This window comes from Aeromonas sp. R7-1 (assembly GCF_040908115.1).
Taxonomy (GTDB): Bacteria; Pseudomonadota; Gammaproteobacteria; order Enterobacterales; family Aeromonadaceae; genus Aeromonas; species Aeromonas caviae.
In genome coordinates this window covers 85,370-105,583 of sequence record NZ_JBFODD010000050.1, presented here as the reverse complement: position 1 = coordinate 105,583, position 20,214 = coordinate 85,370, and the positions used below count along the sequence as shown (strand labels likewise).

The 20,214-nt window shown below is 62.5% G+C and carries 18 protein-coding genes and 1 pseudogene; 12 read left to right on the top strand and 7 right to left on the bottom strand.

Annotated features, from left to right (window positions below; genetic code table 11):
* Nucleotides 1-81: 81 nt before the first annotated feature.
* Both zipA and AB5Y51_RS14160 read right to left on the bottom strand, forming a co-directional pair.
* Nucleotides 82-1,212, bottom strand: coding sequence for a cell division protein ZipA (gene zipA / locus AB5Y51_RS14165; protein ID WP_039039273.1), 1,131 nt, complete (start codon nucleotides 1,210-1,212; stop codon nucleotides 82-84).
* 15 nt (nucleotides 1,213-1,227) lie between these two features.
* The gene (locus tag AB5Y51_RS14160) at nucleotides 1,228-4,602 is read right to left on the bottom strand and encodes an AAA family ATPase (protein ID WP_368178614.1); all 3,375 of its coding nucleotides are present in this window, start codon (nucleotides 4,600-4,602) and stop codon (nucleotides 1,228-1,230) included.
* A 110-nt stretch (nucleotides 4,603-4,712) separates the two neighbouring features.
* Between AB5Y51_RS14160 and cysZ the strand changes: the two genes are divergently transcribed.
* Together cysZ and AB5Y51_RS14150 are read left to right on the top strand one after the other, a co-directional pair.
* Nucleotides 4,713-5,477 (top strand): sulfate transporter CysZ, encoded by a 765-nt coding sequence (cysZ, locus tag AB5Y51_RS14155; protein WP_010673447.1) that lies wholly within the window; start codon nucleotides 4,713-4,715, stop codon nucleotides 5,475-5,477.
* 134 nt (nucleotides 5,478-5,611) lie between these two features.
* Nucleotides 5,612-6,226 (top strand): trimeric intracellular cation channel family protein, encoded by a 615-nt coding sequence (locus AB5Y51_RS14150; RefSeq protein WP_010673446.1) that lies wholly within the window; start codon nucleotides 5,612-5,614, stop codon nucleotides 6,224-6,226.
* 94 nt (nucleotides 6,227-6,320) lie between these two features.
* On the opposite strand, the gene AB5Y51_RS14145 is transcribed toward AB5Y51_RS14150, so the two are convergent.
* The 4 genes from AB5Y51_RS14145 to AB5Y51_RS14130 all read right to left on the bottom strand — a co-directional run bounded on the left by AB5Y51_RS14145 (nucleotide 6,321) and on the right by AB5Y51_RS14130 (nucleotide 9,710).
* Entirely contained in the window at nucleotides 6,321-6,572 is a 252-nt protein-coding gene (locus AB5Y51_RS14145; protein ID WP_010673445.1) for a hypothetical protein, read from the bottom strand.
* Nucleotides 6,573-6,675: 103 nt separating this feature from the next.
* A complete protein-coding gene (locus AB5Y51_RS14140) occupies nucleotides 6,676-7,221 on the bottom strand; it encodes a DUF882 domain-containing protein (RefSeq protein WP_323891552.1) in 546 nt (181 codons plus the stop codon).
* A gap of 148 nt (nucleotides 7,222-7,369) precedes the next feature.
* Nucleotides 7,370-8,851: a murein L,D-transpeptidase gene (locus AB5Y51_RS14135; RefSeq protein WP_045523555.1), complete on the bottom strand. Its 1,482-nt coding sequence runs from the start codon at nucleotides 8,849-8,851 to the stop codon at nucleotides 7,370-7,372.
* 91 nt (nucleotides 8,852-8,942) lie between these two features.
* Entirely contained in the window at nucleotides 8,943-9,710 is a 768-nt protein-coding gene (locus AB5Y51_RS14130; RefSeq protein ID WP_069651724.1) for an ABC transporter substrate-binding protein, read from the bottom strand.
* Between the two features lie 309 nt (nucleotides 9,711-10,019).
* On the opposite strand from AB5Y51_RS14130, the gene AB5Y51_RS14125 reads away from it, so the two are divergent.
* The 5 genes from AB5Y51_RS14125 to AB5Y51_RS14105 all read left to right on the top strand — a co-directional run bounded on the left by AB5Y51_RS14125 (nucleotide 10,020) and on the right by AB5Y51_RS14105 (nucleotide 15,546).
* Entirely contained in the window at nucleotides 10,020-10,565 is a 546-nt protein-coding gene (locus tag AB5Y51_RS14125; protein WP_010673441.1) for a hypothetical protein, read from the top strand.
* A gap of 57 nt (nucleotides 10,566-10,622) precedes the next feature.
* Nucleotides 10,623-11,681: a glycosyltransferase family 2 protein gene (locus tag AB5Y51_RS14120; RefSeq protein WP_010673440.1), complete on the top strand. Its 1,059-nt coding sequence runs from the start codon at nucleotides 10,623-10,625 to the stop codon at nucleotides 11,679-11,681.
* Complete coding sequence (locus tag AB5Y51_RS14115) at nucleotides 11,678-12,049, top strand: GtrA family protein (protein ID WP_010673439.1); 372 nt, start codon at nucleotides 11,678-11,680, stop codon at nucleotides 12,047-12,049. The genes AB5Y51_RS14120 and AB5Y51_RS14115 overlap by 4 nt, the downstream gene beginning before the upstream one ends.
* Nucleotides 12,049-13,215: a membrane protein gene (locus AB5Y51_RS14110; protein WP_029313951.1), complete on the top strand. Its 1,167-nt coding sequence runs from the start codon at nucleotides 12,049-12,051 to the stop codon at nucleotides 13,213-13,215. The genes AB5Y51_RS14115 and AB5Y51_RS14110 overlap by 1 nt, the downstream gene beginning before the upstream one ends.
* A gap of 207 nt (nucleotides 13,216-13,422) precedes the next feature.
* Nucleotides 13,423-15,546, top strand: a complete 2,124-nt coding sequence (locus tag AB5Y51_RS14105) for an alpha-amylase (RefSeq protein ID WP_368178613.1) — start codon at nucleotides 13,423-13,425, stop codon at nucleotides 15,544-15,546.
* 63 nt (nucleotides 15,547-15,609) lie between these two features.
* Here the strand turns inward: AB5Y51_RS14105 and AB5Y51_RS14100 are convergent, their stop codons facing one another.
* A complete protein-coding gene (locus tag AB5Y51_RS14100; protein WP_010673436.1) occupies nucleotides 15,610-16,236 on the bottom strand; it encodes a glutathione S-transferase in 627 nt (208 codons plus the stop codon).
* A 158-nt stretch (nucleotides 16,237-16,394) separates the two neighbouring features.
* Here AB5Y51_RS14100 and AB5Y51_RS14095 point away from each other — a divergent pair, with 158 nt between their 5' ends.
* The 5 genes and pseudogenes from AB5Y51_RS14095 (at nucleotide 16,395) to AB5Y51_RS14075 (ending at nucleotide 20,209) form a co-directional block, all read left to right on the top strand.
* Nucleotides 16,395-17,039, top strand: coding sequence for a response regulator (locus AB5Y51_RS14095; RefSeq protein WP_368178612.1), 645 nt, complete (start codon nucleotides 16,395-16,397; stop codon nucleotides 17,037-17,039).
* A 30-nt stretch (nucleotides 17,040-17,069) separates the two neighbouring features.
* Nucleotides 17,070-17,150, top strand: a pseudogene (locus tag AB5Y51_RS14090) (DNA-binding response regulator); the annotation flags it as partial.
* A gap of 269 nt (nucleotides 17,151-17,419) precedes the next feature.
* A complete protein-coding gene (locus AB5Y51_RS14085) occupies nucleotides 17,420-18,001 on the top strand; it encodes a TetR/AcrR family transcriptional regulator (RefSeq protein WP_042864251.1) in 582 nt (193 codons plus the stop codon).
* Between the two features lie 72 nt (nucleotides 18,002-18,073).
* A complete protein-coding gene (locus tag AB5Y51_RS14080) occupies nucleotides 18,074-18,931 on the top strand; it encodes an alpha/beta hydrolase (protein ID WP_368178611.1) in 858 nt (285 codons plus the stop codon).
* 117 nt (nucleotides 18,932-19,048) lie between these two features.
* Complete coding sequence (locus tag AB5Y51_RS14075) at nucleotides 19,049-20,209, top strand: patatin-like phospholipase family protein (protein ID WP_042864253.1); 1,161 nt, start codon at nucleotides 19,049-19,051, stop codon at nucleotides 20,207-20,209.
* Nucleotides 20,210-20,214 lie beyond the last annotated feature (5 nt).

The following is a 20,214-nucleotide window of genomic DNA, read 5'->3' as shown; positions in this document are numbered from 1 at the left end:
CGTAATTTAGTTAACAGATACACAAACAAAAATGCGGTACCTGGGTACCGCATTGTTATTCTCAATCGACCGCAGGCTGCCTTAGTCGCGGCTGGCCTCGTAGGCGGCCAGCTCGTGGCGATAACGGGCGATGTCGTCGTCGCTGAGGGGACTGCGCGAGGCGTCGGTCAGCATGGCATCGAGATCGCTCGCCAGCTGATCCGCAGCCTGCAACATGTGCTCGAAGGCGAAGGCGGCATTGCTGCGAAGGGGCAGTTGCATGAAGAGGGACACACCCGGGGTGCTGAACTGCTCCATGCGATAGGGGTTGAAGGTACCCGGCTTGACCATGTTGATCATGGAGAAGAGCACCTCCCCCTTGCCGCCCAGATCTTCGTGACGGTGGAAGATGTCCATCTCGCCAAACTTGAAGCCCAGCGCCAGCAGGGAAGAGAGCAGGGTCGCACCTTGCAGATCGTGGCCGGGACGGGCCATCAGGTTGATGACATAGACATCCTGCCAGATCTTCTCAACCGGGGCCGGAGCGGGTTCTGGCTCGGCTGCGTGAACCGGCTCTTCATAGGCTGGCTCGTCATCGTAAGCGGGCTCTTCATAAGCCGGCTGGGCGTAGCGGGGAGCCTGCTGGGCAACCGGTGCCGGCTCGCGTGCACCGAAGGTCGGCGCCTGGGCATAGGCCGGCTCCACCAGTGGCTCTTCGTCCAGCGGCTGCATCATGGGCTCGCGCTGCGGACGGGAACGGTGTACCGGCGTACGGCGGATCACCTGTGCTGGTTTGCGCACCGGCGCGGCAGGGGCCTCTTCAACAGGGGCGGCAACCGGCTCGTCATAGTCCTCTTCTTCCTCATACACAGGCTGAGGGGGGACAGGGCGAGCGGCAGGCTTGCGCACCACGGGAGGCGGCAGATCGGCGTCGTCATCTTCATCATCGAAGGCGGGAACGGGGGCGACACGGCGGGGTTCGGGCTGACGGGCCTCGTCGCTGCGCAGTTTGGGCTCGGCACGACGGCCACCGCTCACCACACGCACCTGACCGATGCCATCGCTGTCGAAGGCGTCGTTGTCACGCTCACGGGACTTGGACTCCATCCGACCCAGAGGTTTCTCCTTGATCGGTGCCTGACGATTCTTTCTGTTGCTCCACAACCCGTGAATGAGCAATGCCGCGATGGCAATACCGCCCAGGGCAACCAAGATGTAACGCAATTCCTGCATTAGCTGCTTCTCTTTCTAGTTTTGCTCAGCCAAAGCGACGGCTTCACCGATATCGACCGACACTATGCGCGAAACCCCGGGCTCTTGCATCGTGACGCCAACCAGCTGCTCGGCCATCTCCATGGAGACCTTATTATGACTGATGTAAACGAACTGTACTGTGCTCGACATCTCTTTGACAAGAGAACAGAAGCGACCGACGTTCACTTCATCGAGCGGTGCATCCACCTCATCCAGCAGACAAAATGGTGCTGGATTGAGTCTGAAGATGGCAAAAACCAGCGCAAGGGCGGTTAGCGCCTTCTCCCCCCCGGAAAGCAGGGCAATGGTAGCATTCTTCTTGCCCGGAGGTCTTGCCATGATGCTCACTCCGGCCTCCAAAAGATCATCCGAGGTCAGCTCAAGCCAGGCACTGCCCCCCCCGAACACTTTTGGGAACAGGGATTTTAAATCTTCATTGACCTTATCGAAAGTGTCGCGGAAGCGTATTTGTGTTTCTTTATCAATTCTTTTAATGGCTTGGCTCAAGGTGTCGAGGGCCTGCTCCAGATCCTGGCACTGATTTTCCAGGTAGCTTGAACGGGTTTTCGCCTCCTCATACTCCTCCAGTGCCGCCAGGTTGATGGCGCCAAGCGCCTCCACCTGCGCCTCCAGCGTCTGGATCTCCTGGCGCAGCTTGCCGCGATCAGCGGCAATCAGCACCGCCTGATCGAGGTCCACCAGGCGCACACCCAGCTCTTCGAACTGCTCGTGCAGTCCCTGCCGGCGCGTCAGGTTGCGCTCGCGCTCGAGCCGCAGGGTCGCCAGCTTCTCCTGAATCTTCACCAGTTGCTTGTGATCGGCGCTTCTGGCCTGCTCCAGCTCGGTCAGCTGACGATCCAGCTCTGCGAGCCGTTGGTGACAGGCCAGTTGCTGCGCCTCAAGATTGCGCTGCTCGACCAGCAGGGGCGACAGATCCTGACTCGGAGCGGCCCCTGGCTCCTTGAGTTCCGCCAGCTCCAGGCCGAGACGGGCCAGCTCCTGCTCGCGCAGCGTGATGAGCTGGCGCTGGTTCTGCTGCTCCAGTTGCAACCGCTGGCAGGCCGCCTGCTGCTGCTCCCGGCGAAGGCGCGCCTCTTCCAGCGCCCGCTCCGCCCCGCTTACCTGCTCCTGGGCGAGCAGCAGCGCCTCGGCGAGTACCTCCCCCTGCTCCTGCTGCTCGCCAAGGGCCGCTTCATCCTGCTCAAGCCGCTCCCCGGCCGACGCCAGCCGCTGCGCCTCCTCAGCCTGCTCCTTATCGAGCCGGGCCAGCTCTTCCCCCAGCTGGCCCAGGCGCTGCAAGCGCTCCTGGCGCTGCCCCTCGCGCAGACTCCAGGCTTCGCGCAGTTGTTGCCACCGCAGCTCCTGCTCGCGCAGGGTGCGCTGAGCCAGCTCATGCGCTCCATGCTGCTGGGCCCGCGCTGCATCGGCGGCGACAAGCTGCTCGTCGAGTCTGTGCAGCGCCTCCCGACCCGCGGTCAGCTCGGTGTGCAGCCGCTCACGCTCACCGAGCAGCGCCAGCGTACCGAGGGCCATGCCCTCCCCCAGATCCGCCCAGTTGGGGCCGAACCAGTCGCCGGCGGGAGTGAGCAGCGACTCACCGGCAGAGAGGCTGTGCAGGCGGGACAGCGCCGCCTCCCTGCTCTCTGCCAGCCAGATGGCATTGAGGAAAGCCGGAATGTGCTCGCCCCCCAGTTGCGCCGCCAGTGTACCGGCCCTGGCTGTCTGGGCCGGGCCAATCCAGAGTCCAGGTTGCGCCAGGTTGCACTCGTCCGCCGGGATTGCGGTGAGCCAGCGGCCGAGCACCTTGTCCAGCCCCCGGGCCCACTCGGGGGGCACCTGCAGCCGATCCGCCAGGGTCGCACCCGCCATCTGCTCCCCCAGGATCTGATCCAGGGTGGCGAGGCGCGCCTCCAGCTCGCGCAGCAGGCCCTGCTGGCGACCCTGCTCTGCCTTGAGGGCTTCATGGCGCGACACACCGGCCTGCCACGCCGTATCGGCTTCCTCATGGCGGGCGCGGGAGAGCGCGAGCTCCGCCGCCAGGGCATCGAGGGCCGGTTGCAGGTTCTCCCCTTCGCCGCCGAGGGGGCCGGCCTGTTCATCCTCCAACTTGAGACGGGCCAGCCGGGTCTTGGCCTGCAGCTCCTGCAGACCGTTCACCTCGGCGCGGGTCTGGTTGAGCCGCCCCTGTAACTGGCCTAGCTGCTGCTGCCACTGCTGCTGGCGCTGGCGCGCCTGCTCGAGCCGATCGCCCGCCGCTGCACGCACGCTCTGCTGGTCGGTAAGCAACTGCTCACACTGCTCGAGGCGCGCCGACGCTACCTCCCCCTGCAACGTGCTGTCGCCCAGTTGCTCCAGCTGGCCGGCCAGCTGGGCCTTGAGGCCGTCGATACGCTCGCCGAGGGCCTGCCGCCTCGCCTGCCAGTCGCGGCCCAGCTCGCTCTGGTGCAGTTGCTGCTGCTCGAGGCGAGCGATGGCCTGCCCGCCGAGGAAAATCTGTTGCTGGCGGCTCGCCTGCTCGGCCTGCGCCTCCTGGCGGGCCACCGACAGGGTGACGTGACGCCCCTCGTCGGCGGTGCGCTTGGCATCGAGTGCCGCCAGCGCCTGCTCGGTCTGGGCCAGTTCGGTCTTGGCTTCGCCAAGACGTGTCTCCAGCGCCCACAGTTCCGAGCCGATCAGCTCCGCACGAGCGGCACGTGATCGACTCTTGAGCTGCTTGTAGCGCTCGGCGGTCTCGGCCTGGGCCTTGAGATGCTCGAGGCGTGAGCCCAGTTCGCCGCGGATATCGCCGAGGCGTTCCAGGTTCTCCTGGGTATGGCGGATACGCTGCTCGGTCTCCCGGCGCCGCTCCTTGTAGCGGGAGACCCCGGCGGCCTCTTCCATGAACAGCTTGAGATCGGCGGGGCGGGACTCCACCAGCCGGCTGACGGTGCCCTGTTCGATGATGGCGTAACTGCGGGGCCCAAGGCCAGTGCCGAGGAAGAGGTCGGTCACGTCCTTGCGGCGGCACTTCTGGCCGTTGATCTGGTAGTGATTGGAGCCGTCGCGCAGCACTTCGCGACGCACCGAGATCTCGGTAAAGCGGCCGAATTCGCCGGGTACCCGGTTGTGGGGATTGTCGAACACCAGTTCCACCGAGGCGCGGCCATGGGCGCTGCGGTTGATGGAGCCGTTGAAGATGACGTCGGTCATGTTCTCGCCGCGCAGATGGCGGGCGGAGCTCTCCCCCAGCACCCAGCGCACGGCGTCGATGACGTTGGATTTGCCGCAGCCGTTGGGGCCCACCACGGCGGTCATGTCGGCGTTGAGTTCGATGCGGGTCGGCTCGACAAACGACTTGAAACCGGCGAGTTTGATCAATTTCAGACGCATGGCGGCCTATGTGGGTAACGAAATAAAGAGGAGGCGGGCAGGCGACTTTACCAAATCAAAGGCTTGTTTGTAATATGCTGGCACTTTCCCCATTCACTGATGGAGCTCACATGAGCCAATCACCCCACATGGTCAAAGATTCGGTCAGCGGTGCAGACTACTTCCTGCGCGGCTTCTCGCTCATCCGCCAGCCCGGCATCCGCACCTTCGTGCTGATCCCCCTGCTGGTCAACTTCGTGCTCTTTGCCGGTGCCTTCTACGCCCTGTTGCTACAACTGGACGGCCTTTTCGCCTGGCTGCACCAGCAGATCCCGAGCTGGCTCTCCTGGCTTGATTACCTGCTCTGGCCCATCGCCCTCATCACCATACTGGTGGTCTTCTCCTTCATCTTCAGCTCGGTGGCCAACTGGATAGCTGCCCCTTTCAACGGCCTGCTGGCAGAGAAGGTGGAACAGATCCTCACCGGTGAAGCCATGAATGACACCGGCATGCTGGATGTGGTGAAAGATGTGCCCCGTACCTTCGGCCGCGAATGGACCAAGCTGAAATACTATCTGCCCAAGGCCATCGGCTGCCTGATCCTCTTCCTGATCCCGGTAGTGGGCCAGACCCTGGCACCCGTGCTCTGGTTCCTGCTCAGCGCCTGGATGATGGCGATCCAGTATGTCGATTATCCGTTCGACAACCACAAGATCGGCTTCATCACCATGCGCGACGCCCTCAAGCAGCGTCGTGGAAAGTGCCTGAGCTTCGGCGCCTTGGTGACCCTCTTCTCCGCCATCCCGGTGGTGAATCTCTTCGTGATGCCGGTGGCCATCTGTGGCGCCACCGCCATGTGGGTGGACCAATACCGCAGCGAGCAACTTGGACGCTGAACCGCGTCATCATGATCAAAAGAGGGGGCGAAAGCCCCCTTTTCATTACTTTATCTAATGTGTAACCAAGATAGCTTGTCGCCCCAGCGCAGGGTTGTTAGGATGCGGGCCTTTCTCGCACCCTGGGATATCTCATGTTACATGCACTCTTCTTGCTCGGCCTGGTGGCCGAAGGGATGACTGGCGCGCTGGCAGCGGGTCGGCGACGGATGGATCTGTTTGGCGTCGTGATCATCGCCTCGGCGACGGCCATCGGTGGCGGCACCATTCGGGATGTGCTGCTGGGCCACTATCCCCTGCTCTGGGTTGAGCACCCCGAATACGTGCTGCTGGTGGCGGGCGCCGCCATGGCCGGGGTCATCTCGGCCCCGCTGATGCGCTACCTTGGCAAGCTGTTCCTGGCGCTCGATGCCCTGGGGCTCGTGGTCTTCTCCATCTTCGGGGCTGCCCGGGCGCTCGAGATGGGCCACGGGGCCGGCATCGCCTGCATCATGGCCGTGGTGACCGGCGTGTTCGGGGGGGTGCTGCGGGACTTGCTGTGTCAGCGCATCCCTCTGGTGTTCAAGCGCGAGCTCTATGCCGCCGTCTCGCTGATCACCGCAGCGCTCTACTGCTTTGCGCTGCACCATGGGCTGCCCAACGACTGGGCCGCTTTCGGTGCCATCGGCATCGGCTTCGTGCTGCGGCTCCTGGCGGTACGCTTCAAGTGGGGACTGCCCACCTTCAACTATCAGTACGCCACCCATTGAACGCGCCAGTTCCTGGCCATATCGCACGGATAACGAGCAACAAAAAAGCGCCATACGGCGCTTTTTTGTTGGGCATCGGCAAGAGAGGAAAGGGTCAGTTGATCCCTTCCGAGCTGAAAAAGGTCGCCTTGTCGGCGATGAAACGCACCTTGATGTTCTTGCCTTCCCCTCCCCAGACACAGCTCGTGGTGCCGAGAGCATCGTCGCAACGCTCGGCCTTGCCGAGGATGGCACTCGCTTCGGCATAACTCATCCCGACTTTCAGCTTGTCGTAGCTCTCGCGGTTGAGCTTGCCGCAACCAGTCAACAACAGGGCGATGAGCCCACCGATCACAATCTGCTTCATCTTTCTCTCCTCTGGCTGGAGTCCAGAGCCTAGCAGCTTGGTCCCCCTCAATGCCAGCGGCAAAAAGACACAATCGGCACTCAACCCTTGAGGAAATCCCGACTCACCAGCTGCGAACGGGGCCCGTATCCAGGTGCACGAAGTTGTCGGAAGGGTAATAACCCACACCGCCCACCTTGAGGTTCAGGGCGGCCTTGCGCAGGTGCGCCAGCTGCACGCCGGGGATGCGCACGTCAACCGCCTGCCCCAGGGTGTGGTAGCTGTGCTTGGCAACGCCGCGACTCTTGCGCCGCTTCTGCTGATTGGTGACCGGGGAGCGATAACCCGAGATGAGCTGGATTTCGCCGTGGCGTCCCAGCTTGTGTTGCAGCAGAAAGAGCTGATCGAACAGCTTTCTGTCGATGTTGAACACTTCGTTGCGACGGTAGTCACGGAAAATATGGTTGAGCTCCGCCAGCCCGTCGCTCAAATAGTGGCCATCTTCCCAATAACTGGCGCGTACCCGCTCGCCGGTATTGAGGTTGAAGAAACTCAGTTCCCGTCCCGAAGTGCTACGGCTCGCCAGCGAAGGGAACGACAGCAGGCTGGTCCCCATCAGGCAACCCGCCCCCAGCAGCAGACGGCGTCGGCTTATCTCTTGTCCCAGCATCCGTTGTCCGTCCATCTCATGGTGAAGTCACACAGGTGAATGAATTTGATACAAGGGCCGAAACTACCTGCCAGGAAAAGCCCTGTCAAACCCCATGCCCCCATGAAAAAGCCCGGCACGGGCCGGGCTTTTCACTCTGTGGCGAGGATCACAGCAAGCGGCTTTGATAGCTGACTCTGTCGAATCCGTAGATATCGTTGCGCAGTTGCTGACGTCCCTCTTCATCAATCCAGCTGCTCCAGTAGACGGTAAACACCGGGATAGGGTTGCTTAGGGGCAGCCACTTGGTCTGGGTCTCTTTCAGGATGCTGGCCACCTTGTCCGGCTGATAGCGGGAGTCCGCCAGCAGCAACTCTGCCAGATCGTCGGCGTGTTCCACCCGGATGCAACCCGAGCTGAAGGCACGGGCCCCCTGCTCGAACAGCGCCTTGCGCGGGGTGGAGTGGAGATAGATGGCATCGTTGTTGGGCAGATAGAACTTGTAGCGACCCAGGGCATTGTGATCCCCCGGCTTTTGCCGCAACCGGTAAGGGAAACCCGAGGCCAGCGCATGGTGCCAGCCATCTTCGCTGAACTGCACCGGATTGCCCTCGCCGTCGATCACCTCGAACTGTTCGCGATCCAGGTAGGCAGGATCGCGCCCGAGCTTGGGCAGAATGTCCTTGCTCAGGATCGAGCGCGGCACGTGCCAGGCCGGGTTCAGCACGATGGAGCGGATCTCGCTGGCGAGGATGGGGGTGGCCCGCTGCTCCTTGCCGACGATGACCCGACTGGTGAAGACCTCGCTGCCAGACTCCACCACGCTCAGGCGGTAGTCCGGAATGTTGACCAACACATAGCGACCGGCAAGGTGATCCACCAGATCACGGCGCCACAGGTTGCGTACCAGCAGGCTGGCGCGCACCTCGGGGCCGGTATTGAGCCAGCTGCGGGTCTGACGGCCGATGATGCCGTCGGCCGTCAGGCCGTGGCGGCGCTGGAACTGCTTGATGGCCTGTTCGGTCTCGGGATCGTAGAGGCTGTCCTGGTGAGTCGGGGCACTGTCCCCCAGTTCGTTCAGGATGGAGCGGATCTGGCCGAGCTCGGTCGAGCTCTCCCCGGCCCGCAGGGTCGGCATGGAGAGAGTGGGCCAGTGCTTGGCCATGGGCATGGCCAGCAGCTTGCGCACTTCTTCGCGCACGGCGTCGTATTCCGCCACTTGTGGCCTGAGTTGCCTGACCTGCTCCAGCAGATTGTCTCCCTGGGGGGCATGGGCCAGGGGGCGGTTCAGATCCAGCTTGAGGGTCTGCATCTGTTCGCGCGCGACCAGATCCATCCCTCGCCAGGCCTGCTGGAACCGGGCCAGCTTGCCAAAGGCCTCATCGTAGAGGGCACCGCGTCGATCCGCCGGGGTCTTTTGCAACTGCTGCCAGAGGCGGTAGAAATCCGGATGCAGCTGGGCCAGCACCGCTTCCTGCAACTGCTGTTCAAGCTCATGACGAGCCTGCTCGGCCACCTCGTTCTGATACCAGTCATGCTGAATGCTGGGACTGGCCACTACCGCCTGTTCCGTGCTGGCATGAACCATACTGGCCGGCCAGCAGCCCAGCCAGATGAGATTCGCCAATGCCAACCAATACTTCTTACCCATGCTTCTTACCACGCTTGCCTCAAATCGGTTCATTTCGGCCTGTCAGGCGCGACGGTCAGGTCCCCATGATGCGTGAATGCTGGCGACTTTGCTAGCGGACGGAGGTGTAACGACGCCAGATGAGTTCCTGCTCCCCGCTGTCGCCGACGGCCACTATCGCCTCGTTGAACCGCGCTACGAATTCCCCGGACAGGGTCTTCTTGCTCAACATGAAAAAGGTGGGCGTCTCATGGATCGCCATGGTGTGGGGGACGACCGCATCCGACAGCCCCTCTCTCTTCAGACCCCAGGGCGTGGCCAGACTATCCCCGAGAAAACCGTCTATCCGCCCAAGCAGCAGCTTGCGATAGTTTTGCACATCGTTGACCTCGCTCACCTGGTTGCGGTATCGCTGCAGAACCTTGGTAATTTCCGGGCCGTAATAGTAGTCCCTGGTCACACCGAGGCGATGCCCGTGGGCCAGCCAGCTCGCCAGATCCGACTCCTCACCGGTACCGGATTTGCGTACCCAGAGCGATGTCCGGCCCGGGTTGTAGGGGATGGAGAACCAGGCATAACGCGCCCTCTCATCGGCAAAATACGCCTCCATCACGATGTCCAGCCGACCCCGCTCAAGATCGTGCAACCCCCGCTTCCAGGGACGCTCCACATAGACCAGACGACAACCCAGCCGATTCGACACGGCATTGAGGTAGTCGACCGCAAATCCACGCAGTTCCCGACGTGCGCCCTCTTGCTGGTAATAGTGGTATGGGGGCCAGTCATCGAAACCGACGCGAAGGGGGGAGGAGCAGAACGATTGCGCCCACAACGGTTGGAGGGGCAGACAGCAGAGCACACACAGAGAGAAGAGTCTCATGGGTCATCCTTGACGACGGGACAGGCCATCTTAATTCTGCCCGGGTGAAATGGCGACAGATCCTGCCACAACAAAGCACAATATCAGCCGTTTGCCTGATGCGCCCCAGGTGGCGGCAGACAGGTTGGCGCCGAAAAAGCCACAATCAAGAAGAGGAAGCAAACGACCCTAAAGCCCCTTGGTAAGCAGGGTGATTGAGGGTTAATATGTGAGCAAATATATTTTTGTGATCCACTATGCTTTTTTTGCAATTGGATTAGCATATGCGCGAAATCTGCCTATCAATCTGTCGGGCGTCGAGTGAGTAATATGACCTACAAAAAGTTCGGTTTTCTGGCTGCCATCCTGGCACTGAGCGGTTTCTACCTTTATACCCTCTATCTGGCCGCTCACCCCAACGTGAGCCTGGCTTACAAGCTCTATTACCTGGAAGGCAAGACCCGTTTCTGGGAGCACAACTCCAGCATGACCTACCAGCCCGGCAACGAACTCAACCTGACCAAGCCGAGCCGCTTCCTCTCAAGCGAAGGCTGGGCCAAGAAGCCCAGCGAGCAAGGCACCGAGCTGAGCGGTCAGGGCGGTCTCTATTTCGTGCTGCCCAAGCAGCAGGCCCAGCCGGAGCAGCTCACCATCCAGGCCAGGATCAACAGCCCCCAGGCTGGCGCCCTGCTCAAGGTGGCGCTGGGTCATGATTTCACCACCACGGTCAAGCTGGCCAAGGCGGGCATCAACGAGATCCGTCTCAGCCTGCCGGGCGACTCCCTGACCGCCGATCCCAAGCGTCCCAACTTCCTGGCGCTCTCCGCTCCGACACCACTCAACGTCCAGTCCGTGCGGCTGACCGTGGCTCAGTGAAGCGGAATGCCCCAAGCATCTGTTCCGTAAAATAATTCTTTCAATAAGGAAGTTCCCATGTCCCGTGCCGATTTTCGACTCTCTCTGGTCGTTCCCGTTTACAACGAGGAAGAGAGCATAGACGCCTTCATCAGCGCGATAGATACCGAACTGGCCCCGCTCAAAGACCAGCTTGAAATCGTGTTCGTCAACGATGGCAGCCGTGACCGCACCCGTGAGGTGGTCGAGCAGGCCATCGCCCGGGATCCCCGTGTGACCCTGGTCAACCTGGCCCGCAACTTCGGCAAGGAAGCGGCCATGACCGCCGGCCTGCACCAGGCCAAGGGCGACGCCATCGTCCCCATGGACGTGGACCTGCAGGATCCCCCCTCTCTCATTCTGGAGTTCGTCAAGCTGTGGCAGACCGGCGACTATGACACCGTCTACGGCATCCGGGTGGATCGCAGCGCCGATACCCCGATGAAACGCCTGACCGCCGGTGGCTTCTACCGCTTCTTCAACGCCCTCTCCACCAGCACCAAGCTGCCGGAGAACGCCGGTGACTTCCGCCTCATCGATCGCAAGGTGGTCGAAGCCATCAAGCAGTTGCCGGAGCGCAACCGCTTCATGAAGGGGCTGTTCGCCTGGGCCGGTTTTCGCGCCGTCGGCGTTCCCTACGAGCGCCCGGCCCGCCACGCCGGCGAAACCAAGTTCAACTACTGGAAGCTGTGGAACTTCGCCCTTGACGGCCTGATGAGCTTCTCCAGCTGGCCGCTGCGGGTGTGGAGCTACATCGGGGTCGGTGTCTCCTTCATCGCCTTCCTCTATATCCTCAAGATCATCACCCAGGTGCTCTTCTTCGGCATCGACGTGCCCGGTTACGCCTCCCTGATGTCGGTCATGCTGTTCCTCGGCGGCATCCAGCTGCTGTCGCTGGGCATCATCGGCGAGTACATCGGCCGCATGTTCGTCGAGGTGAAACAACGCCCCGTCTACCTCATCGAAGGGGTCTACGGCCAGTACGCCAAGCAGGATGAAGAGCAGAAGCAGGAAGTGCCCACCACCAGCAAGAAGAGCGCTGGCAAGAAGGCCGCCGCGAAAGCCGCTGATGATCAGCAGGAGCAGGCGTCTCAATGATCTCCCGCGAGGAATTCTGGCGGCTGGTTCGCTTCGGTTTTGTCGGCGGGGGGGCCACCCTCGTCGATCTGGGTACCTCCATTGCCCTGTTTCATACCTGGCCGGCCATCTCCGAGCACCTGGTCACGACCCTGGCCTTTGCCGTGGCGTTCTGGTTCTCGTTCTTCGGCCATCGCTACATCACCTTTCAGAAACAAGGTGCCGCCAGCAAGTTCCTGCTGGTTGCCCTCTTCTCTCTGGCGGTGCGTAACCTCATCCTGAGCGGTTTGCTGTTTGCCGGTCTCTCCGGCCTGTTGCCGGTGGTGATCGCCACCCTGACCGTCACCGTGCTCACCTACGTTCTCTCCCGTATCTGGGTTTTTGCCTGATGAATGATATGACCAATACCGCCCCGTCAACCGGGGCTGCACTCCCCTATCGCCCGTCACTGCGCATCAGCGGCCGCGACTGGCTGATGATTGTCGCCGCCTTTGTGCTGAGCCGGGTGGCGCTCTATGGCATGGGCTATTTCGGCGTCCAGCTCTATGGCGCCACCGACATCGGGCCGCTGCAAGCCTACTGCCAGTTCGACTGCGTCTGGTTCCAGCGCATCATCGAGAATGGCTACGACCTCTATCCGCGCTGGTTGAGCAAGGGCAATGCGGCGAACTGGGCCTTCATGCCCCTCTATCCCATGCTGGCCGGCGGTCTCTCCAGCCTGTTTGACATGGAGAGCCTCATCGGCCTGATGCTGGTGGCCAACATCGCCTTCTTCATTAGCTTGCCCCTGATGCTGCTGGTGCTGCGTCAGCTCAAGCTGGGGGACGACACCGCCCGCTTCGGGGTCTGGCTGCTGGCCTTCTCCCCCTTCTCCGCCTATTTCGTCTCCGGCTATACCGAGCCCATGTTCATGGCGCTGATGCTGGGAATGTTCCTGTTCGCCTACCGCGAACAGTGGCTCATGGTCGCCTTCCTCGGCATCTTCATCTCCGCCACCCGCAACCTGGGGGTGATGATGGTGTTCCCGGTGCTGATCCTGGCCCTGCAAGCCTACGGCTGGCGCGAGTTCTTCCGCTTCACCGAGCGGGCCTTCAAGGTGGTGTTCACCCTCTGGCTCATTCCCCTCGGCCTCTTCTCCTACATGGTCTATCTCTATCACCTCACCGGGGATGCCCTGGCCTTCAAGCACATCCAGGTGGCCTGGGGCCGCTATATGGACAGCCCCCTGGACTGGTGGCTGAGCGGCTTCGAGCTGGGGGGGCGCAAGGCCTATCTCTCCATCATGGTGATCTTCGGCTGGTGCCTGAATGGCTACCTGTTCAGCCAGAAACGCTGGGCCGAAGCGACCCTGATGTTCATCTGCTGCACCATCCCCCTGATGACCGGCCTCAACGCCATGCCCCGCTACATGTTCGGCCTCTATCCGACTCTGCTGGCCATCGTGCTGCTGGCCCATCGCTGGCCTGCCATCCGCCCTGCGGTGCTCTGCATCAGCGGCATGGTTGCCTCCTTCATCGCGGTGGCCTTCGTCAACTTCAAGTTCTTCACCGTGTGACGCCACCCCGAATGCCTACAAGCCGGTCAACTGACCGGCTTTTTTCATGGCCGCGACACCCGGTTCACACTTTTCCATTCTTGAAAACGTAACCATTTGAACTGACGTCACAAATCGGTATTTTACCGGTCCAAGCCTGCCCCAGCGCGCCCTAGAATGAGTGCCTCAACGGACCCTGCTCCTCACACTCTGCTCAAGGAATGGCTTATGCGTCTCTCTTCGCGCCCCGCTCTTCGCCTATCACCCCTGTGGCTGGCCGTGCTCGCCACACCGCTGTTCATCGGTCAGGCGATGGCCGCCCCCGAGGTCTATCTCCATGTGGATGGCAAACCGGTAGCCGAGGCGCTGACACTGGACAAGGGCACCGTCACCCTGACCCACAGACTGGACAAGGGGAGTCACCAGATCCGCATCAGCGATGCGGGCAACAGCTGCGGCACCAGCTTCGGGCCAACCGAGGCCAAGCCCCTTCCCTTCGGCACCGCCCAGCCCATGGACAAGTGCAGCAAGGGGACAGACTTCAATCTGAGGGTGATGCTGGCGGGGGACTACGAGTTCACCTTCAACCCCGATACCCCCAGCCTCAAGGTGTTGCGGGCAACCAAAAAGAGCGAGTTCAAACGCCAGCCCCCGGAAGAGCCCTGCATCAGCTGGGATGGCGGCCCGGTCACGACATCACTCAAGGGCGTCTGGCCCGACGGCACACGGTTGCGGGATGCCTACTCGGGACAGGAAGCCGTGGTCAAGGGCGGCAAGATCACCCTGACACCGAGCAAGGAGAGCGGCGGCCTGCTGCTGCTCGAGCCGGTCAAGGCCGCCAAGCCTGCTCCCTTCAGCTGGGATCAGGCGAGCGTCTATTTTCTGCTGACCGACCGCTTCCACAACGGCGATCCCGCCAATGATCACAGCTTCGGTCGTCAGAAGGATGGTCAGGACGAAGTGGCCACCTGGCATGGCGGTGACTTCAAGGGGCTGACCGAGAAGCTCGACTACATCAAGCAACTCGGCATCAACGCCATCTGGATCACCCCCATGGTGGAACAGGTCCACGGCTTCATCGGCGGTGGCGAACAGGGGAACTTCCCCTTCTACGCCTACCACGGCTACTGGGCGCTCGACTTCACCAAAATCGACCCCAACTACGGCGACGAAGAGAGCCTGAAAACCCTGGTGGACGAGGCCCACAAGCGCGGCATGCGGATCATCCTCGACGTGGTGATGAACCACGCAGGCTACGCCACCCTCGCCGACTTGCAGGATCTGGGGCTCACCGATCTCACCCAGAACACCGGCAAGCTGCCGAGTCGCTGGAACGAATGGCGCCCGAGCGGCGGCCTCAACTGGCATGGCTACAACCAGTTCATCGACTACCAGTCATCCCACTGGGACAAGTGGTGGGGCCCTGACTGGGTGCGGGCCGGCCTGCCCGGCTACCCGCAACCCGGCACCGACGACGTCACCGGCTCGGTGGCGGGACTGCCGGACTTCCTGACCGAATCCACCAGATCGGTGGGGCTGCCACCGCTGCTCGCTGCCAAAAAAGACACCAGGGCCAAGGCCCTGCCCAACGCCACCGTGAGCGATTACCTCATTGCCTGGCACACCGACTGGGTGCGCCGCTTCGGCATCGACGGCTTCCGTGCCGACACCGTCAAGCACCTGGAGCCCGCGGTCTGGGCCAGGCTCAAGCAGGCGGGCACCGACGCGCTCAAGGAGTGGAAGGCCGCCAACCCTGGCAAGGCCCTCGATGACCTTCCCTTCTACATGGTGGGCGAGGTGTGGGATCACGGGGTCGCCAAGGACTTCTGGTACCAGCACGGCTTCGATTCCCTGATCAACTTCGACTACCAGCGTGAATTCGCCCTGCCCCAGGCCCAGTGCATGGCGGGGGCAGAGCCCACCTATGCGAGCTACGCCAGCCGCATCAACCAGGATCCCGAGTTCAACGTGCTGAGCTACATCAGCTCCCACGACACCAAGCTCTTCTTCGGCGACTACCAGGACGTGGCGCTGCAACGGCGGGTGGCCAACAGCTTCATGCTGCTGCCGGGGGGCATCCAGATCTACTATGGCGACGAGTCCGGCCGGGGGCTGGCCAAGGATGGCGGCGTGTTCGATCAGAGTGTGCGCTCGGACATGAACTGGCAGGAGCTGGCGAGTGGCGAGAAGGCGGAGCTGGTCAAGCACTGGCAACGGCTCGGCCAGTTCCGTGCCGCCCACCCTGCCATCGCGGCGGGCAGCCACAAGAAGATTTCCGATGCCCCCTACGGCTTCGTGCGGGAGAAAGGAGAAGACAAAGTGGTCGTGGTCTTCGCGGGTCGGCAGAAATAGCCACCTGGCCTGAATAAAAAGGGGAGCCGATGGCTCCCCTTTTTTGTCTTGCCGACGCCCGCATCAATCAGACTGGCGGGCCGCCTTTGGCCACTGCAACCTCGCCCTGAGCAGGGTTTCCTGCCACAGGGGCCAGGCCAGCAAGGCCTGCTGATAGGCGCCAGCCTGACCGGGCAGCGAAATGCCATAGCTTGCCAGTCGATAGGCCATCACCGCATAGAAGGCATCCAGAATGCTCGCCTCGTCGAAATAGAAGGGCCCCCGCGCCTGGGACCAGAGAGTCTGCAACCGGGCCAGCTCGTCAATGACCTCCACCGGCGGTTCACTCTGGGTGGGCGCCCCCAGGAAGAAGGGCAGCAGGGTGCGGATCTGGCGAAAACCGGCGTGCAGCTCGGCGCACAGGCTGCGGGCCAGGGCCCGTTCGGCCTTGTCCACCGGATAAAGGTGACGCTCCGGGCAGCACTCGTGGAGATATTCGGCGATGGCCAGAGAGTCGTGAATACGCAGCTCACCGTCGTCGAGCCAGGGCACCAGGCCGGCGGGGGCCGTGCGCTTGAGCCGTTGCAGCTCCTTGGCATCTTCCAGATCGAAGACCTGCTCCTGCCACTTGAGCCCGCTCATGGCCAGCACCAGCGCCGTTCTCATTGCCCAGGTGGAGCCCGTGCCCACCGTCAAAACCAGGGATCCCATCGATTGCCTCCTGCATGGGTTGTTTACTGGCCATCCCGCCGGCCCCGTGGCACGACATCCGATGACCACCTCACATTTGCGTACTGGCGGGTTTGACCCACTTGGGTAGCAGTGCTAGTTTGATTTTTCAAAACAATCAGTTAGCAACAATGTGAGCTATGGACAGCCAATTTACCATCGTCATCGCAGATGACCACCCCCTGTTTCGGGGCGCCCTCTATCAAGCGGTGCACATGGCCATCGACGACGCCAGATTGCTGGAAGCTGACTCCATCGACAGCCTGAGCCACCTGCTCGACGAACATCCCGACGTCGACCTGCTGCTGCTGGATCTCAAGATGCCGGGGGCCAACGGCTTCGAGGGGCTGGCCTATCTGCGCGGACATCACCCGGATCTCCCCATCGTCGTGGTCTCGGCCTCCGAGGATCCCGCCATCATCCAGCAGGTGCTGCGCCTGGGCGCGCTCGGCTTCATTCCCAAGTCCGTCCCCATGAAAGAGCTGGTCAGCGCCCTCAATACGGTGATCGGGGGGGACAACTGGGTGCCGGAAGGCATCTCCCTCCATCCCGAGCCCGGCGATGGGCCCGATTTCGCCACCAAGCTGGCCAGCCTCACCCCCCAGCAATACAAGGTGCTCATCATGTTGCGGGATGGCAGCCTCAACAAACAGATCGCCTGGGAGCTCAACGTCTCCGAGGCGACCATCAAGGCCCATATCACCGCGATTTTCCGCAAACTCGGGGTCAAAAACCGCACCCAGGCGGTCATCGCCCTCCAGCAGATGGATATCAAGGACAGTTGAGCCCCTTGCCATCATCAGAGCCCATATCACTCCGCCTTCCGCAAACTTGGGGTCAAAAACCCCACCCAGGCGGTCATCGCCCTCCAGCAGATGGATATCAAGGACAGTTGAGCCCCTTGCCACCATCAGAGCCCATATCACTCCGCCTTCCGCAAACTCGGGGTCAAGCACCGCACCCAGGCAGTCATCGCCCTGCAGCAAATGGGCATCAAGGACGACTGAGCTCGTCCCCGGCTGGCTCGTAACAAGCCAGCCACAACCGCCCCCAGCAGACTCTCTGGCCCCCCGCGGCAGCCGGAAACGGCCTCCCTGCACCATTTGCGGCTCGACAATTAGCACGGTCGTACTTTATGCTGCCAGCCCAGAGAGAGGAGAGCCGGATGAGCAAGGGACGTCTGACCCGCGACACCATTTTGCAGACTGCATTCGAGCAGGCGAGCCAGCAGGGGCTGGAGAGCCTCACCATAGGCTCCCTCGCAACGGCCTGCGAGATGTCAAAAAGCGGTCTGTTCGCCCACTTCCAGTCCCGTGACAACCTGCAGATCGCCGTACTCACCCATTCCGCCGAGGTATTTCGGGAGCGGGTGATCCAGCCGGTGCGCCAACAGGGACACGCCACCCAGCAGGAGAAACTGCTCGCCCTGTTGCAGGCCTGGCTGGCCTGGAACCAGAGTTTTGCCGGCCGCTGCATGTTCCTCGATGCCTGGACCTCCGCCCAGGAGGGTGAGGTCCAGCAGGCGGCACGCGAGCTGGTCCGTTTCTGGCTCGACTACCTGGCACGCCAGGTAGTGCAGGGGCAGGCCAGAGGGGAGTGGCGCAGCGATCTCGATCCCTGGCGCGCCGTCTATCGCCTCTATGGCCTCTATCTCGGGGATCAGGTGTTCCATGCCCTGGGGCTCAGCGAGGATCCGGCCCGCCACTTCTGGCCCGAGGTGGAACAATTGCTGGCCAGCTGGCGCTAACCCGACGGGCTCTTCTTTTTAAAAAGCCGCAAAAAAGCACGACCGTTCGCACACAAAAGACACAGGATGACCATGAGCAGCAAGATCTACTTCAACACACGCCGCTTCAGCCCGAGCAAGTTGCTGCTGGGCCTCGGCACCCGCCTGCATCACGTGCTCGCGCCCACCCACGCCAAGCGCACCGCCAGCAAGCTGCTGCTCACCCCGCAGCGGGCGACCCGGGACGTCGCAGCCCCGGCTGGCCTGGTCGAGCAGGCCATCCACACCAGTGAAGGGACCCTGATGAGCTACCGGCTCGGCCAGGGGCCGGTCTGGCTGCTGATGCACGGCTGGTCAGGCAGTGCCAGCCAGTTCTATCCGCTGATGAGCCATATCGCCGCCCAGGGCTATACGGCCCTCGCCTACGATCACCCCGCCCACGGCCGGAGTGAAGGGAACAGGGGCCACCTGCCCCGCTTCGTGCGCGCTTTCGACGAGATCCTCGAGCGGGTCGACCCCGTCCAGGGCGTCGTCACCCACAGCATGGGGGGCGCCGTCACCCTCAGCAGCCGTCACCCTGCCATGGATGCGCTGCCGCTGCTGCTCATCTCCCCGGTGCTCGACTACGTGCCCCAGCTCTACGGCATGGTGGCGCGCTCCGGCTACTCCATCCGGCTGTTCGATGCGGTGGTCAAGGAGATAGAACACGAATACCAGCACCCGCTCAGCACGGTCGATCCGCTGGGCCGGCTCGCCCGGCGCAGCGGCGAGGCCATCATAGTGCACGACGAAGAGGACAGATTCGCTCCCCATGGCGACTCCCTGCGCGCGGCCCAGGATGGCCGCACCCGGCTGGTGAGCACCCGGGGGCTCGGCCATGGCCGTATTCTGGCAAGCCCTCCAGCCTTCGCCGCCTTCGATCAACTGAGCCAGACGCCTTTGGCAAACTGAAAATGAAACGGGCCGCAAAAATTGAGCGTGCGGCCCATTTTTATCCGGTATACAACGTCTTATAGTTGAATTGCGCGGTGGCAACCCGCCCTGGCGATCACGATAAGGCGCATCCTCATGGCCAGACCCAATACTGCTCTTCTGCTGACTGGTGGTGGTGCCCGCGCCGCCTATCAGGTCGGCGCACTCAAGGCGGTGGCCGAACTCTACCCCCGCAACATCGGCATCCCCTTCCCCATTTTGTGCGGCACCTCGGCGGGGGCTCTCAACATCACGGCGCTGGCGTGCTACGCCTCCTGTTTCCATCTGGGGGTGCGCAAGCTGGAGTGGGTCTGGCGACGTTTCGAGACCCACCACATCTTCGACTTCCACCCTTGCCAACTGCTGTGGCGCACCCTCTATCAGGGCTCGGCCGGCCTCATCACCCCCCAGAGCAACCGCGCCTTTCACCTGTTTGACAACGCCCCCCTGCGCCGTCTACTGGATCAGCTCATCGACTATCACCGAATTGATGACAACATTCTCTACGGCAGCCTGGAGGCCATCGCCATCACGGCCTCCGACTACGATGACGGCCTCTCCACCACCTTCTTCCAGGGGCGGGCCGAACATCAGCCCTGGGAGCGCGCCAGACGACGTGGCCTGCGAACCCTGCTCACCTCGGATCATCTGCTGGCCTCGTCGGCGCTGCCCTTTGTCTTTCCCGCCACCCCCATCGGCGATCGCGTCTACGGGGATGGCTCCATCCACCAGCTGAGCCCGCTCAGCCCCGCCATCCACCTGGGGGCGGAGCGGATCCTGCTGGTGACCCTGGACTCCCCTCACAGGGAGAACCCGACTCCCCGCCAGGGGCACCTGACCAGCTCCAACATCGCGAGCCATCTGCTCAACACCGTCTTCTCCGACACCCTCAATTCGGATCTGGAGCGGCTCGGGCGCATCAACCAGACCCTTTCCCTCATTCCGGCACGGGAGCGCAGTCGACTGAAACTGCGCCAGGTGGAGACCTGCGTGATCCGCCCCAGCCAGGATCTCGACCTCATCGCCCTCGAATACCTCCCACGGTTGCCGACCCAGCTGCGCCGTCTGCTGCGGGTGCTCGGGGTCAACGGCGAAGAGAGCAGCAGCCTGGCCAGCTTCCTGATGTTTGATCCCGGCTATTGCCAGCGGCTCATCAAGCTGGGATACCAGGACGCGCTGGATCACCGCCAGCGCATCGAGGCCTTCCTCGACCTGCCGGGCAGCGGGAGGCAGGAGCAGTTTCGCGAAGAGGCCTGAGGGGC